The sequence below is a fragment of the Coprococcus sp. RTP31081st1_H1_RTP31081_211007 genome, from assembly GCF_040227275.1.
In the GTDB taxonomy this organism is placed as follows: Bacteria; Bacillota; Clostridia; order Lachnospirales; family Lachnospiraceae; genus Coprococcus; species Coprococcus aceti.
Genome location: NZ_JBEHVP010000001.1, coordinates 759,476 through 775,882, shown reverse-complemented (window position 1 = coordinate 775,882; position 16,407 = coordinate 759,476). Strand labels below are relative to the sequence as shown.

Annotated in this window: 15 protein-coding genes; 5 read left to right on the top strand and 10 right to left on the bottom strand. The window is 43.4% G+C overall.

Features of this window, described 5'->3' with window-relative positions; all coding sequences use genetic code 11:
• Positions 1-57: 57 nt before the first annotated feature.
• On the bottom strand, positions 58-969 hold the full coding sequence (locus tag ABUA31_RS03395) for an AraC family transcriptional regulator (RefSeq protein WP_349818456.1): 912 nt from the start codon (positions 967-969) through the stop codon (positions 58-60).
• A gap of 120 nt (positions 970-1,089) precedes the next feature.
• Here ABUA31_RS03395 and ABUA31_RS03390 point away from each other — a divergent pair, with 120 nt between their 5' ends.
• Positions 1,090-1,281: a hypothetical protein gene (locus ABUA31_RS03390; protein WP_055143970.1), complete on the top strand. Its 192-nt coding sequence runs from the start codon at positions 1,090-1,092 to the stop codon at positions 1,279-1,281.
• A gap of 385 nt (positions 1,282-1,666) precedes the next feature.
• Here ABUA31_RS03390 and ABUA31_RS03385 read toward each other — a convergent pair whose 3' ends face one another.
• From ABUA31_RS03385 to ABUA31_RS03360, 6 genes are all read right to left on the bottom strand, one after another.
• Positions 1,667-2,602 (bottom strand): thiamine pyrophosphate-dependent enzyme, encoded by a 936-nt coding sequence (locus ABUA31_RS03385; RefSeq protein ID WP_055143972.1) that lies wholly within the window; start codon positions 2,600-2,602, stop codon positions 1,667-1,669.
• A 13-nt stretch (positions 2,603-2,615) separates the two neighbouring features.
• Positions 2,616-3,797, bottom strand: coding sequence for a pyruvate ferredoxin oxidoreductase, alpha subunit (gene porA / locus ABUA31_RS03380; protein ID WP_015533185.1), 1,182 nt, complete (start codon positions 3,795-3,797; stop codon positions 2,616-2,618).
• Positions 3,798-4,100, bottom strand: a complete 303-nt coding sequence (locus ABUA31_RS03375; RefSeq protein WP_004848700.1) for a 4Fe-4S binding protein — start codon at positions 4,098-4,100, stop codon at positions 3,798-3,800. It abuts the gene before it with no gap.
• A complete protein-coding gene (locus tag ABUA31_RS03370; RefSeq protein ID WP_022217194.1) occupies positions 4,100-4,675 on the bottom strand; it encodes a 2-oxoacid:acceptor oxidoreductase subunit gamma family protein in 576 nt (191 codons plus the stop codon). Before ABUA31_RS03370 ends, ABUA31_RS03375 begins: the two co-directional genes overlap by 1 nt.
• 225 nt (positions 4,676-4,900) lie before the next feature.
• Positions 4,901-6,184, bottom strand: coding sequence for a sensor histidine kinase (locus tag ABUA31_RS03365; RefSeq protein ID WP_238050442.1), 1,284 nt, complete (start codon positions 6,182-6,184; stop codon positions 4,901-4,903).
• On the bottom strand, positions 6,184-6,891 hold the full coding sequence (locus ABUA31_RS03360) for a LytR/AlgR family response regulator transcription factor (RefSeq protein ID WP_022217196.1): 708 nt from the start codon (positions 6,889-6,891) through the stop codon (positions 6,184-6,186). The genes ABUA31_RS03365 and ABUA31_RS03360 overlap by 1 nt, the downstream gene beginning before the upstream one ends.
• A 507-nt stretch (positions 6,892-7,398) precedes the next feature.
• Between ABUA31_RS03360 and ABUA31_RS03355 the strand changes: the two genes are divergently transcribed.
• Complete coding sequence (locus ABUA31_RS03355) at positions 7,399-9,687, top strand: hydratase (protein ID WP_349818457.1); 2,289 nt, start codon at positions 7,399-7,401, stop codon at positions 9,685-9,687.
• A gap of 225 nt (positions 9,688-9,912) precedes the next feature.
• Positions 9,913-10,551, top strand: coding sequence for a sugar O-acetyltransferase (locus ABUA31_RS03350; RefSeq protein ID WP_118757592.1), 639 nt, complete (start codon positions 9,913-9,915; stop codon positions 10,549-10,551).
• A 323-nt stretch (positions 10,552-10,874) separates the two neighbouring features.
• Here the strand turns inward: ABUA31_RS03350 and ABUA31_RS03345 are convergent, their stop codons facing one another.
• Both ABUA31_RS03345 and ABUA31_RS03340 read right to left on the bottom strand, forming a co-directional pair.
• Positions 10,875-11,831 carry an SPFH domain-containing protein gene (locus ABUA31_RS03345; RefSeq protein ID WP_022217199.1) on the bottom strand — a complete coding sequence of 319 codons (957 nt, stop codon included), beginning with the start codon at positions 11,829-11,831 and terminating at the stop codon, positions 10,875-10,877.
• 53 nt (positions 11,832-11,884) lie between these two features.
• Positions 11,885-12,331: an NfeD family protein gene (locus tag ABUA31_RS03340; protein WP_015533182.1), complete on the bottom strand. Its 447-nt coding sequence runs from the start codon at positions 12,329-12,331 to the stop codon at positions 11,885-11,887.
• A 264-nt stretch (positions 12,332-12,595) separates the two neighbouring features.
• Here ABUA31_RS03340 and ABUA31_RS03335 point away from each other — a divergent pair, with 264 nt between their 5' ends.
• Entirely contained in the window at positions 12,596-14,245 is a 1,650-nt protein-coding gene (locus tag ABUA31_RS03335) for an AI-2E family transporter (RefSeq protein WP_349818458.1), read from the top strand.
• Positions 14,246-14,315: 70 nt separating this feature from the next.
• On the opposite strand, the gene ABUA31_RS03330 is transcribed toward ABUA31_RS03335, so the two are convergent.
• Entirely contained in the window at positions 14,316-14,501 is a 186-nt protein-coding gene (locus tag ABUA31_RS03330) for a DUF4250 domain-containing protein (protein ID WP_015533181.1), read from the bottom strand.
• A 169-nt stretch (positions 14,502-14,670) separates the two neighbouring features.
• On the opposite strand from ABUA31_RS03330, the gene ABUA31_RS03325 reads away from it, so the two are divergent.
• A complete protein-coding gene (locus ABUA31_RS03325) occupies positions 14,671-16,326 on the top strand; it encodes a putative polysaccharide biosynthesis protein (RefSeq protein ID WP_349818459.1) in 1,656 nt (551 codons plus the stop codon).
• Positions 16,327-16,407: the final 81 nt, after the last annotated feature.

Genomic DNA, 16,407 nt, shown 5'->3' with positions numbered 1-16,407 from the left:
TGAGAAATACTATAAAAACAATATCACAGGAGTTGCATTATGACCTGTCAGCAATGGTTAAACCTTGTCGGGGCGGATTTGCAGGAGAAGGTAATTTTGTTCCTTTTTTAATGATACATTGCTACACTCTAAGGTTATGTCAGGCGCTATGTTATAATGAGAAAATGGTAGAAATTCTGTGTAAATTTTATACCAAAGTGACTGCTGCCCGGCAGGAGTAGTATCTGAACAGTCAAAACAGATCCATTCGCCGTCAGGAATGCTTGTTATCGAATAATCGGATATATTTAATCCGGAAATTTCTTGTTTTGTGATCATTCGTCCAAATGTGTAATTAAAGCATGAAATTTCATTATTGAACTTATCAATATTTATAAAATCATTTGATCTGTAACCGAATAAGCAGTTATTTGGTTTTTCATCAGTGGATTTAATTTCCATTAGTTTATCCCAGCTGTGACTGCAGCATTCTCTTGTAAATTTTGGAATCAGAACATTATTTTTCGCGGTATCGAGGCTTGTGAAAACCCTGGAATAACCGGCAATACACATGTTGTTGATCTTAACGATTCTGTAGTTGAGCATAGATCCCCCATCTGCTGTGACCCTTAATACAATCCGGGTGAAATTATGGAGACCGGACTTGTTATTTCGAACATAAGTTGGAGAGTTTCCATGAAAGCGTGTGAAAGCCTTCGTGAAGCTTTCGGGTGTGTCATATCCGTATTCAAGTGCAATATCAGTCACCGTGCGGTTGGATGAAATGAGTTCTTCTCCAGCCAGGGAAAGCCGGCGGTTTCTGATATATTCCCCTATAGTATATCCCGTGATTAGATGAAATACTTTTCTGAAGTTGTCGGGAGAAGAGTAAGCCTGCATGGCTATTGTATTTTGGTCCAATACTTCACCGTCAATAAGGTGAGTCTCAATATAATCAATTGCGTTAATAAGTCCTTCGGTCCAATTCAAATGGTTTTCTACCTCCATGTAATGTATGTATATCACTATAGCACATATTTGTAGTAAATTGTTATAATGGACATATGAAAGTCATATCGGTTTGTTAATATGCAGGTCAAGGAGGTGATGATGTATTGCACTTTGGATGGAAAAGAGGTTAGCAATCTCAGCAGCTTTTATGCCAGGAATGTTCTTGATGAAAATGGACAGCTAGTGTTCAGAGATGATGAACTGGTTCAGAACTATGTGCTCGAGGATGGCAGCATGGAATATCATATTCTTCTTGACTCTGAGGGAAAGAAGGGCTTTCTCCAAGGTTAAAATGTTCTGGAAAACAACAACCGAAGATGAAGATGGCGAAGATGCGCAATATACTCTCAATGATTTCTACGAGGTGCCATTTAACTGACATTTAAATACATATGGTGTAACATGTATCAATCAGCAGTTCAGAATTAAATTAAAAATATGATTTGACGTTCTAATAATTAGAATATATACGGAAACAGAAAGAAAGCCCACCCGGGGTATATATAGCGATTGGTAGTGCAGTCGACTGAGTTTCAGCGCTTCTTGCTAAGGCGAAGCACGCAAACGCCCTTATCGCGTGCGTAGCCGCATGCAGATAGAAACAAGCTGAAACGAAGGAAGACAAACGTGATCGATTATATACCCCGGGTGGGCTTTCTTTTGTCCGTCATACAATTTAATTCTTAGAACATCTATACAGCAGATCCTCCCAACGGCGGTCAACCTCCTGCTGATACTGAACGAGAAGGTGCTCGTTCTCAGGCTTGAACAGGTGCTTGAACCTTCCCTGCGTTCTCAGGAAGTCCTCGATAGGAAGCTTCTTCTTAGGAGAGTAGGAGAGGATCCATTTGCCCTCAATAACCTCGAACAGAGGCCAGTAACATGTCTCGACTGCCAGCTTGCAGATGTCCATGATCTTCTCTGTAGGGTATCTCCATCCTCTAGGACATGGTGACATGACGTTGAGGAAAGCTGCGCCAGGTGTGTATATGGCCTTCTCAGCCTTCTCATAGAGATCACGCATGTTGCCGAGAAGAGTAGACTGTCCAACATATGGGATGTCGTGGGCAGCCATGACCTGTGCGAGATCCTTTCTGTTCTGCATCTTACCATTTGACTGTGAGCCTACTGGTGTGGTTGTGGTGTCAGCATACATAGGAGTAGCTGATGAACGCTGGATACCGGTGTTCATGTATGCTCCGTTGTCATAGCACACATATACCATGTCATGTCCACGCTCCATGGCACCTGACAGTGACTGAAGTCCGATGTCATAAGTTCCGCCATCACCGCCAAATGTGATGAATTTGTATGTGTCATCTATCTTGCCTTTTTTCTTCAGAACGTTGTACGCTGTCTCAACACCGGAGAGGGTTGCGCCTGCGTTCTCAAATGCGTTGTGTATGTAGCTGTCCTCGTAAGCTGTGTAAGGATACATGAAGGTTGAAACCTCAAGACATCCTGTGGCGTTACCGATGACCGCCTTGTCGCCTTCGTGAAGGGCGCGGAGTACAGTTCTGACAGTGATCGTACCACCGCAGCCTGCACACATTCTATGACCTGGAGCAAGACGCTCAGGCTTGTTCATTATTTCTTTAAAATTATATGCCATTTCATCTTACCTCCTACTGTCTAAGTCCTATGTACTGATACTGAGGAATCTCAGCACCGTTCTCTATCATGTCTTCAAGCTGTGCAAATACGCCCTTGGCGCTGTCCACAGTGTAGTCACGTCCGCCGAGACCGTAGATGTAGCTGACAGCCTTTGTGGTTGCCTGAATGTCATACAGGTGCTCCTTGACCTCTGCTGAGAGAGGCCCGCCGCCTGCTCTGAATCCTTCCGATCTGTCAAGGATTGCCACAGCCTTGGTGTGGGCGAGAGCCTTTGCAATCTCCTCACCAGGGAATGGTCTGAACACTCTGATCTTCAAGAGTCCGACCTTCTTGCCTTCGTTTCTCAGCTCATCTATAGCTTCCTTTGTTGTTCCGGCAGCAGAACCGATCATAACGATGGCGTAGTCAGCGTCGTCAAGTCTGTACTCCTCAAAGAATCCGTAGTGACGGCCTGTCATCTCCTCGAATTCCTTTGCAACGTCAAGAATAACCTGCTTTGCATTCTTCATGGCAGTGTTCTGAGCCATCTTAGTCTCCATATAGTAAGGAGATGTGGCGTAAGGACCGACAGCCATAGGCATCTCAGGATTTAACAGATACTGCTCAGGGGTGTATTCACCTACAAACTTCTTTACGAGATCATCCTCGATGAGGGTGATGTTTTCAACGGCATGGCTTGTGATGAAACCATCCTGACATATCATGATAGGAAGTCTGACATCCTTGTGCTCAGATATTCTGTATGCCTGAACAAAGTTGTCATATGCCTCCTGGTTGTTCTCTGCGTATATCTGAAGCCAGCCTGTATCACGTGCGCCCATACTGTCTGAGTGGTCACAGTTGATGTTGATAGGGCCGGAGAGTGCTCTGTTTACAAGTGCGAGGGCAAGTGGAAGACGATTGGACGCTGCCACGTAGAGCTCCTCCCACATGAGAGCCATACCACATGATGATGTGGCTGTGAGTGTACGGCAGCCGGCAGCCTCTGCGCCGATCGCTGCACTCATGGCACTGTGCTCACTCTCTACCGGTATAAATTCTGTATCGATCTCTCCATTGGAGATAAATGTTGAAACGAACTGAGGTATCTCAGTTGAAGGTGTTATAGGAAATGCAGGCATAACATCCGGATTGATCTGCTTTATAGCATGTGCCACAGCCTCATTTCCTGAAAGACGTTCTCTTATAGCCATTTATTTGCCCTCCTTCATAGTGATTGCTCCGAATTTGCACTGGTATGCGCATATACCGCAGCCCTTGCAGTGCTCCAGGTCAAATGCGAGACGCTTGCCTGATACGACCGGAATGCATGAATCCGGACAGACAGGTGCGCACAGAAGACAGTGTACGCATTTGCTCTCGTCTAGGACAGGTGTTGAAGTCCTCCACTCACCTGTGTTAAATGCCTTGGATGTGCCACCGCCGTATACGTGGTTTCCAGGTGTGAGCTCTGTCCATTTGCTATTGTCATGTATCTTGCTTATATCTGTTCTCATTATTTCATTACCTCCCTGAAGGCGAGCTTTAATGCTTCCATGTTGCCCTCGATAACCTCTGGTTTCTTGGCAAATTTGTGCTGATATGACTGTCTCATATCTTCGAGGAAAGGTCCCTCCTCCATGATTCCGCTGACAGCAACGATGGCTGCAAGCATAGGAGAGTTAGGAAAATTCTTGCCGAGAGTCTTCATGGAGATCTCCTTGGCATCAAGTGTGTATACCCTGCCCTTGTAACCCTTGAGCAGTGGACGGACCTCGTCCGGAGTCTTAGGTGTATTTATAATGATGGCGCCATCCTCGGCGAGACCTGCAGTCACATGTACAGGTTCGATTAGAGATTCGTCAACTACAACCACATACTGTGGCTCGTAAATGTTGGAATGTACTCTGATAGGCTCACTGCTGATCCTGTTGTAGGCAGTGATAGGTGCGCCCATTCTCTCTGGACCATACTCAGGGAATCCTTGAACATATTTACCTGTTTTGAATGCCACATCTGCGAGGAGCAGGGCAGCAGTCTTGGCACCCTGACCACCACGTCCGTGCCATCTGATTTCGATAGTATCTTTCACTTTCACATCTCCTGTCAAAAATTTCTCATTAAGTTCCGTTTATTAGGAAAAATAATCCTTTTGATTATACCATTTATAGATAATAAGTAAAGAATAAAATTAAGGAAATAAGTCGAAAAACAAAAAAATTTAACGCGGATAACAGAAATACCTAAAAATGTTGGATTTAACGATGGGATAAGTTATCTGAAAACTATAAAAAAGCATTTGGGATCATAAAATTTATTATATGCTGACGACAAAGTGGATACAGTTCTGTCCATCCACCGTCTGATTGTCCAGCAGTATTTCACCATGGTACTTGGATGTGAGCTGTTTCAGCTTGTAAAGTCCGATACCTCTGGAATAAGCTCCATCCTTCAGAGGCTTGGTCGAGTAGCCCTTTGCGAAGAAGTTCTTGCGCATTTCCGCGGTGAGCTGCGATCCGGCATTGAAGGTTTCAACGGTGGTAGTCTTGCCGTCAGAGTCTATGATGACTTTTATCATACCTCCGTCCTCAGTTGCGTCAAATGCATTGTCCACCAGAATGCTCATGACATCCAGAAGCTCAAATTCCGCTGCCTTGGATGTGAGTGTGGAATTTTTGACATCTATATCCAGATTAATATTATGCTCCTGCGCAAGGTTCATCTTGCTGAACAGAAAACCTGCGATCAGTTTCATGTTGATCCTCAGAAGATACGAATTCTTGATGACATGGTCATTGCAGGAGGTATCCAGCTCATTTGAAAGGGCAGCAGCGAGGGAATCATAATCAGTGTAACTGATCGGCAGCATGCTGATGGCCTGAAGCTCATTGTTGTAGTCATGCTGTCTCATGCGCACCTGATCTATCAGATCCTCTATAATAGGAAGATACTGTTCATATGACTGTAGTTGCTTCCGGGATTCTCTGAGGCTCATATAGTTCTTGTACATTCCCGAGTATAAAATGAGGATAAGTATGACTATAAACAGGAAAGTCATAAATATATTCATGAAGTCCTTAGGGGATATACGCTGGTATAAAACCATAGATACCATGAGGGCAAATACTGCGAGTATTATATTCCTGGATACCTGATTTTTCACTATAAGAGCATCGTACAGCTTATCCATATGTCCGAATTTGTATAAAAGTATAGCTATGATGAAAGCCATGGCTTCGGTTATATATGTTGAAGTGTTGGTGAAGGGATTGTCCGTAAACTGCATGATGACAACCATCTGGATGAGGTTCAGTATAGTCATGATGATAAGTGTAATTGCGTATCCCGTTATGATCTTCATCGGCGGATATCGGAATACCAGAGAGTAGAATACAAAGCAGTATATGTATGTTATCAGTGTGAATATTAACATGGAGTCTGTAACTGTGGCAATCAGAGAGACTGGTAAAGTCAGCAGAAGCAAAGGTGGAAGTCTCTTTGCTATCTGGGAAAATTTTACATTATATATCGCCATCAAGAATACTAAAAATACAAAGGTATCAAACAGTATCTTGGAAAGAAAATCAAAATATGCAGCCATTATCTGTTCTCCTGGTAAGTTTCTATAATAGTTTTGTATTTGCGCCCGACCGGTATGGATTCTTGAGCCAGTTTCAGCGTTATAAGTGAATTGGATCTGTCGTAGCTCTGTATGTAGTCGGGATTGAAGTAATAGCTTTTGTGGCATCTGACCAGAGGTACATCACCAGCAGCCTGCAAAATTGACTCGAAGGTCGGGTTGGTGACGATAAAATCGCCGTCGGATGTGAAAATGTGCTTGTGGTGGCCGGATGCACATACATAAATTATTTCATCCATGCTTATATGGAAAAGTATTCCCTGGATATCCTTTACGCGGATCCTTGATGTCTGGTCGTCAGGCTGTGTGAGCACCGAGTTGATCCCTCCTACGACATCGATTCTGTCATAAGGCTTTGAGAAATAATACTGGCAATGATACTTGTTGATGACATCAAGGTTTGGAACGGTGATGTCGGTGATGAAGATGACAGGTGTGTCATTGTATTTGGGAATTCTTCGGAGATAACCACATACATCCAATCCGGTCTTTCCTCCACCGAGATCAATGTCCAGTAAAAAGATATCAATATCAAATGAATCTATTATTGTTATGGCATCGTTGTAAGTTGATGCAGTGTTGACAACAGCGTCTGCGTACTCTTCTTCAATTATATGTTTTAAGCCGGTAAGCTGGATATTGTCATCCTCAACAATCAGAAAATTCATAATCAAACACTCCTGTGAAAAATTGATAGATAAACAAAACTCTTAAATTATTAACATATCAGGAACATTCTATCATACAAATGGGAATTTCTACAATAGGTATAATTAAAGTATATGTGTGTTGTACACGAAAATTTATGTCGTTCAGGTTGTTATACGCGTCGTTTGTGTCGATTTTTGCCAAAACTATTGGAAAAATTATACAAATAGTATAGTGTATGTAACAGAGGATAATTAACTCTGAGGGGAGATTGATTATATAGTGTCAGATAGGATGTATCAGGTACAGGTATTTCGGTTAAGGGTATCTGTACAGTATATTCAATTTGATGCATAGGATCTGCCATATGTGCCTGAGCATGTATGGCAGATTTTTTGCGTTAAGCTGTAATATAATACTATTTAAAATTTGAAAATAATATGGTATGATGTAGAGAAACATGGGGTTTTGTATACATCTGTGTGCAATTCCATAAATGACAAAAAGCTATTACCAGGAGGAAGAGTATGATTAAATTATTTGACAACGGTGCTTATCTGTTACATGGTACAGAGCTGGTTGAGGATAATGCTGAGGCAGGTGCGGTTCTCGCATCAAAGCTTGGCAGTGCTCCATCAAAGGAAGAGGCATCAAAGAACACACTTGCTTACGGAATATTGGCTAAGCATAACACATCTGACAATATGGAGAATCTTAAGATCAAATTCGATAAGATGACTTCACATGATATAACATTTGTAGGAATCATCCAGACAGCAAGAGCATCAGGTCTTAAGGAGTTCCCTATACCATATGTACTTACAAACTGTCACAACTCACTGTGTGCCGTAGGTGGAACCATCAATGAGGATGACCATATGTTTGGCCTCTCATGTGCGAAGAAGTATGGCGGCGTGTATGTACCACCTCATCAGGCGGTCATCCATCAGTTTGCAAGAGAGATGCTGGCAGAGTGTGGCGCCATGATACTTGGATCAGACTCACATACACGTTACGGTGCTCTTGGTACTATGGCTATTGGAGAGGGCGGCGGTGAGCTCGCAAAGCAGCTCCTGTGTAAGACATACGATGTTGCAAAGCCGGGCGTTATCGCAATCTATCTCGACGGAGAGGTACAGAAGGGGGTTGGTCCTCAGGATGTGGCACTTGCCATCATCGGAGCAACATTTGGCTGCGGATATGTCAAGAATAAGGTCATGGAGTTCGTTGGTCCTGGTGTTGACAAGCTCTCAGCAGATTTCCGTATCGGTATTGATGTTATGACAACAGAGACAACATGTCTGTCATCAATATGGAAGACAGATGACAAGATAAAGGATTGGTATGACATTCACGGAAGAAGTGAGGCATACAAGGAGATGAATCCTGGCGATGTGGCTTACTATGACGGAGTCGTATATGTAGATCTGTCAACAGTTAAGCCAATGATAGCTATGCCATTCCACCCAAGCAACACATACACCATCGACGAGCTGAATGCAAACCTCATGGCTATCCTTGATGATGTTGAGAAGCGTGCACTTGTAAGCCTTGACGGCAAGGTCGACTTTACACTCAAGGATAAGGTAAGAGATGGCAAGCTGTATGTTGAGCAGGGAATCATCGCCGGATGTGCCGGTGGTGGATATGAGAATATCTGCGATGCGGCTGATATCCTCAGAGGCAAGAGCATAGGCGCTGACGAGTTCACACTGTCAGTATATCCTGCAAGTACACCTATATATATGCAGCTTGCAAAGAACGGTGTTCTGGCTGATCTCATCGAGACAGGTTCTATCGTTAAGACAGCATTTTGTGGACCTTGCTTTGGTGCCGGTGATACACCTGCCAACAATGCATTCTCCATCAGACATTCAACAAGAAACTTCCCTAACAGAGAGGGCTCAAAGATACAGAATGGTCAGATCTCATCTGTTGCGCTTATGGATGCGCGTTCTATCGCAGCAACTGCAGCCAACAAGGGCTATCTGACATCAGCAACAGACCTTGCAGATATAGAGTACACACATCCAAAGTATTTCTTCGACAAGGCTATATACGACAGAAGAGTTTACAACGGTGTTGGAAAGGCTGATCCTTCGGTTGAGATCAAGTTTGGTCCAAACATCAAGGACTGGCCTGAGATGGTTCCTCTTACAGACAACCTTCTCCTCAAGGTGGCGTCAGTTATACATGATCCTGTAACAACAACAGATGAGCTTATCCCATCAGGAGAGACTTCATCATACAGATCAAATCCTCTTGGACTTGCAGAGTTCACTCTGTCAAGAAAGGATCCTGAGTACGTTGGAAGAGCGAAGGCTATCCAGGCTGTAGAGAAGGTTCGTGAGGCAGGTGAGTGCATGGGTAAGGCATTCCCAGAGGTCAAGGAAGTTATGCATGCCATCAAGGAGAAGTTTGAGGACGTATGCGGAAGCAACACAGGTGTTGGAAGTACCATTTATGCTGTTAAGCCAGGTGACGGTTCAGCCCGTGAGCAGGCTGCATCATGCCAGAAGGTTCTCGGTGGATGGGCAAACATTGCAAAGGAGTACGCTACAAAGAGATACAGATCAAACCTTATCAACTGGGGTATGCTTCCATTTGTGATCGACAAGGATTTCGACTTTGACAATGACGACTATGTATTCATCCCGGGAATCAAGGATGCGGTGAAGAACAAGACAGAGGTCATCAAGGCATATGTTGTGAACAAGGATTTTGCTGAGATAGAGCTGAGACTTGGAGAACTCACAGACGATGAGAGACAGATCATAACAGATGGCTGCCTCATCAATTACTACAAGTACAACTAAATGATATATATGGTGCCGAGTGCGCCATGTATGTACATTTGAATATAATGTATATACGACGATATAACAGGCATCATCATGGGCGCTTTAGTGCGGCTTGGTGGTGCCTGTTGCTTTCATATAGCCAGTGTGATCATGATGTGATAATCCACGATGTCAAAAAGAAAAGGATTTACAACATGGCGGGTTTATGAAGACAAAAATAAAATACAGGAGGTATTTACAATGGGAAAATCAGAGCTGGAAAAGATGCACACATGTGAGCTTTATCTTCCGGGCGATGAGGATATCGCCAGAGAGCAGATAAAGTGTCTGGACAGATTATATGACTTCAATATGACCAGACCAACAGAGATGGTCAAGCGTCAGCAGATGCTCAAGGAGATGTTTGAGGAGATAGGAGACAACTGCTATATAGAGCCACCACTCCATGCAAACTGGGGCGGAAAGTTTGTGCATTTTGGAAATAACATATATGCCAACTTCAACCTGACAATGGTGGATGACACGCACATATATGTTGGAGACTATACAATGTTTGGTCCGAATGTCACACTGGCTACGGCGGGACATCCGATAGACGCAGATCTCAGAAAACAGGGATATCAGTACAATGCACCTATAACAATAGGCAAGAACTGCTGGATAGGTGCAGGAGTTACGATACTTCCGGGGGTAACTATAGGTGATAACACCGTCATAGGAGCTGGAAGTATGGTTGCCACAGATATCCCATCGAATGTTGTAGCTGTGGGTAATCCGTGTAAGGTACTCAGGGAAGTGAATGAGCGTGATGCAAAATATTATTTCAAGGATCACAGGATTGATTTCTTCCAGTATAACAATGTGAGCAAGAATGACTGATGGGGTATATTCAGTTGAGGATGGAGGGTACATACAGAAGGTGGAAACTGCGAGGGCTCGCTGGCTCCAATGTCTATGGTGAACAGCTATATGATCGTATCGGTAGAAAAGGGCAGGACTGGAAAGGTGCAGATCGTATATCAGTTGAATGATGTTGAGTCAGGAGAGAATATCAAATCTGTGTGGATAGAACTTCCGCAGTGATCATGATGACAGAAAAATACAAATAGTAATTACAAAGACGTGCACGAAAGATTCTTCAAAAAGAACTTTCATGCACGTCTTTTAATATCTGTCTTATTTATTTGTAATAGTCTGATATGTTACTGCTTTGATATGGCAGCAGCTTCAGTGCTCTTGGCAACCTCTACAATAGAAGAGGTGAGACCTGCGATTCCCTGTATCTCTGATGGGATGATGATCTTGGTAGCCTTGCCGTCTGCAGCCTTTGTAAATGCTTCCAGGCTCTTGAGAGTGATGACCTGATTTGTAGGCATTGACTCATTCAGTGCTCTGATACCATCTGCATTTGCCTGCTGTACAGCGAGGATAGCCTGTGCCTGACCTTCGGCTTCCTTGATAGTTGCTTCCTTCTTAGCCTCAGCACGGAGAATCTGAGAAGCCTTCTCAGCCTCGGCCTCAAGGATGACTGACTGCTTGTTACCTTCTGCGATGAGGATGGCTGACTTCTTCTCACCTTCAGCACGGAGGATCTGCTCACGTCTCTCACGCTCTGCCTTCATCTGCTTCTCCATGGCATCCTGAATAGCTGCAGGAGGGATGATGTTCTTGAGCTCTACTCTGTTGACCTTGATTCCCCAAGGATCAGTAGCCTCGTCAAGTGTTGCTCTCATCTTGGTGTTGATGGTCTCTCTTGATGTAAGTGTCTGGTCAAGCTCGAGATCACCGATGATGTTACGAAGTGTGGTAGCTGTCAGGTTCTCGATGGCCATGATAGGATTCTCAACTCCGTAGCTGAAAAGCTTAGGATCTGTGATCTGGAAGAATACGACTGTGTCGATCCTCATTGTTACGTTATCCTTTGTGATAACCGGCTGTGGAGCGAAGTCAACAACCTGCTCCTTGAGTGTAACCTTCTTGGCTACCTTATCGATAACAGGCATCTTCATGTGAAGTCCAACAGACCATGTTGCCTGATATGTTCCAAGTCTCTCAATTACATAAGCGTGTGCCTGTGGCACGATCTTGATCGTACTGCAAATAATAACGATTACGATCAGACATAAAATGATAATAAGTGAAATTCCTGCTCCGTCCATAATAATCTCCTTAATTAAAAATGTGTGTGTCTTAAGCTGATAAGCCCTTAGCTTTATATTGCCGGCTTTCCTGCCTTTTCTACGATTGCTTTGACTCCGGATATCTCGTCGATCACGACCTCGGTTCCGGTTTCAATGGTATCGCCATGTTTGGATCTTGCTGTCCACTCAACTCCGTTGATCAAGACCTGACCGGTGGACTTGAGATTGTCTATGTCAGCAGATACGATAACGTGTTTGCCGATAAGACTTTCTACGTTTGTCTTCACCAGTTGGTTGTCAAGATGCTTCTTGGCAATCGGTCTTGTCGTGAAGAAAAGAATAGTGGTGACAACAAGAAATGCAACGATCTGTAGTGGCAGCGATCCGCTGAAAAAAGCGATGATCATTGCCACCAGGGCTCCTCCACATGCCCAGATGGTTGTAAGTCCAAGCGATATGATCTCAGCAATGAGACATACGGCAAATATGATAAGCCAGGTTGCAATCTCCCAATTCATATAGAACACCTCCCTCGTTTAGGAAATCCTGGTATGCGATACTTTTCGCATTTGCCCTTGGCTAGTTCTCATTTTACTAAAAAACAGTAGGGTAAACAACATAAATTTTCTGAACATACTATCCCCTAAAGTGCATTATATGCACGAATTATAAAATTTATGAGATTAAGTGATAAATGTATGGTTAATTTTGCGTAAGCTGTATTGAACAGGTTTGGAAAAACTAATATAATAAACACATGCTAAAGAATGGGAGAGAAGAAGTTGGCTGTTAATAATAAGAAGAAAAGAATTCTCAACATAAGTCTGGCGGTCATAGGAATAATCGTTGTCGGACTCCTTTTTAATAAGATACTGGAGCAATGGTCGGGATTTCGTGCGATACTTGACAAGATATCGAGTGCATTTGCACCGATCATAGTGGGCGCAGTCATTGCGTTTCTCATGAACCCGATACTTGTTTTTTTCGACAGATTATTTCATACGATATTCCAGGAGAGAGTCATATCGGATAAGAAAAAATTGTTCAAGGTTTCGAGAACTTTGTCGGTTATTTTAACTACCATAGTGTTCCTTGGAATCATAACCGGAATAGTGTGGCTGGTGGTTCCTCAGCTCTACGACAGTATCAAGCAGCTTGTGGGCAACATGGATACCTATTATTCCAACCTTCAGACGATGGTGGAGAATATAAATGAGAAGTTCCAGAAGCTCAATATACCTGAGGATCAGATCAACAAGTATATGAACAATGCATATCTCAAGGTTCAGGATATGCTGAATACCAAGATCATGCCAAATGTGGACAAGATCGTGGTGAACATAGGAAGTGGAGTGTTCTCAGGACTTAAGTTCCTGTACAATTTCCTTATAGGCATTGTTGCTTCGATATATGTGATGGCAAACAAGGAATATCTTGCTTCAAGGGGAAAGAAGATAATATATGCGGTATTCAAGGTGAAGAATGCAAATACTATCCTTGACGGACTTTCAGAGATGAACAGGATATTTGGTCAGTTTATAAACGGAAAGATACTTGATTCACTTATTATAGGAATGATCATGTTCATAGTATCAACGATACTCAATCTGCCATATGCGGTTCTGATAAGTGTTATCGTTGGAGTGACAAATGTCATACCGTTCTTCGGACCTATCATAGGAGCTGTGCCATGTTTCTTCATCGTGCTCATTGCAGATCCTATAAAGAGTCTTGTGCTGCTCATTGTTATACTTGTACTGCAGCAGTTTGATGGAAATATCCTCGGACCGAAGATCATCGGAGATACCACAGGACTTTCAAGCTTCTGGGTGCTCACAGCGGTCATAGTTGGCGGCGGTTTGTTCGGATTCTTTGGAATGCTTCTCGGAGTTCCTGTATTTGCCTGCTGTTACATGTACATCAACAGGACATGCACTGCAAAGCTGCAGGAGAAGAATCTTGCGTTCAAGACATCCGAGTATGAGAAGATTCGCAGGATAGATGAGGAGACGGGAGAGCCGATATATATAACTGAGGAAGAAGAGGATGTAAGGTTCAAGAAGAAGACGCCGGAGCAGAAGCTTGCGGAGCGTGAGAACAAAAGGAAGCTCAAGCAGAAGCAGCATATGCTTCAGTACCCATCAGATCTTCCAGATGATGAATATGTGAAGTCTGGCACTGCGCATGCAGATGATCAGTCTCAGGATGACGATGATTCGGATGATGATCCTATCAGTATATTTGATAAATTCATGCATGTTATGAAGAGCGTGGCCAGCAGGGCGGACGCTGAAAAGCTTGCAAATAATATAGTAGGAAGTGATGCAGAGCCTGATAAGGAAGCTGACAGCAAAGATGACGCTGAAGAAGTTGGAAATGGTCAGGCAAAACCGGAGAGTGATAAAAAAATTTCCGGGAATCAGGATAAATAAAACATAATATCAGCACGGGGAAAGCAGATGCTGTCCCTGTCTGACAAAAGAGAAAAGAACAGATTTGCTTTTACACAAATCTGTTCTTTTCTGCATCGTATGAATAGTCGATGGATGCGAGCTTACTCTTGATATCATCTGCATTTACACATAGTGAGCTGCAGAGCTCGTCAAGACTTGGATAGTCATCTCTGAGCTTCGTGTTGATGAAGCTGAGAAGCACCATAGGATCCTTTGGAAGTGAAGAGTATTCCATTGTTAAAGTTCCTCCTTGTGGTATATTGGGTCATAATATGCATCGTGTTTATAAATATTATGGTTGAATTAACTGCATAAAATTGGTATATATATAGTTTGTGATATATATCAAAGATACAAATTGAATTTTACAACAGTGATTTAGAAATGGCAATAAGGAGTTAGATATGAGTACAAATACCGGTACGGCAAAGAAAGGAAAGCTATCAGGAAAGGGAAGTAATCTGGCGCTTCAGGCAGGAATCCTGGCGGGAGCCGGAATCGTGTCGAGGATCATCGGCCTTCTGTACAGATCACCTCTGTATCAGATACTTGGAGATGAGGGAAATGGATATTATGGTTCAGCGTATGCAATATACGCCATGGTCATAATGATCGCCACATACAGTATTCCTACAGCAGTGTCGAAGCTTGTTGCCGGTAAGATAGCTATGGGACAGTACAAGAGTGCCAGACGTATATACTACTGTACATTTATATATGTAGTCATAGCGGGTGCTGTGGCGGCACTGATCACGTACTTTGGAGCCAAATGGTTTGTAAGTGACCAGCCAAATGCAGTCTTAAGTCTTAAGATACTTGCCCCTACTATATTTATATCGGGCTTTCTTGCAATATTCAGAGGATATCTGCAGGCATACAACACGATGGTGCCTACATCTATATCACAGATCATAGAGCAGCTTGCAAATGCAGTAGTCAGTATCGTCGCTGCGTATATGCTTGCAAAGCCATTTGCCGCTGGAACAACCGAGCATGCAAAGTATGGTTCTGCCGGAAGTGCCATGGGTACAGGTGCCGGAGTCCTTGGAGGATTGATATTCATACTGTTCGCTTATGCGAGAAGAAGAAAGGGTATCATGGAGTCTGTGAAGAACGATACAAGTCCAGACACCGAATCCTATGGAAAGTTATTCAGAATAATCATTGCCACAGTCACACCTATCGTGGTGGCAGCAGTGGTGTATAACGTGCTCACACCTATAGACATGAAGGTATTCTATGTGGTCATGAAGATGAAGGGCATGGATTCCCTGGAGATGGCAAAGCTGTATGGAATTTACTCAGGACAGTATACAGTTCTCACGAACCTTCCGCTTGCCATAGCAGCTTCAGTTGGAATCGCATATATTCCGGGAATATCCGGTGCGTATGCAAGAAATGACATGCAGAAAACCAATAAACTCCTGAATCAGGCGCTCAGCATGTCCATGCTGGTCACCATACCGTGTGCGGTTGGAATGGGAGTCCTGGCTAAGCCTATAATACAGCTCCTGTTCTCAGGTGCGGATCCGATGGCAGCCAAATGTATGTATCTTGGATTCATATCCATAGTGTTCTTTGCACAGTCAACTGTAACCAACAGTGTGCTTCAGGCCATGGGTAAGGTGATGGCACCGGTTATCAATGCCACCCTTGCACTGGTGATACATGTGGTGGTTCTTGTTGTTATGCTGTACTGCACAGACTGGGCACTTTATGCACTGGTATTTGGTTCGATAGTGAACTCACTGCTCATATGTATATTCAACCAGCGTTCGCTCACAAAGTACAAGACCGGCAAGATGGACAACAGGCGAATATACGTTGCACCTACTATAGCATCTATCTTCATGGGTGTTGTTACGATCATTGTATATGAGTGCTGCAGGAAGCTTCTCGGCAACTGGGTGATCGCGATGTTTGTTGCAGTATTTGTGGCGATCATATTCTATGCGGTGGCTATACTCAAAGCCGGAGGATATACGGAGGAGGAACTTCTCAATATGCCTAAGGGAGGTCTTATTGTGAGGTTTGCGAAGAAGTTCAGACTGATAAAATAAAATGTTTGTATAAAAAATGTTTCCTAAATTTCTCGAATAGGCATATACTTGTACCTGGAGCGTGAAAACGTTTTCACGAGA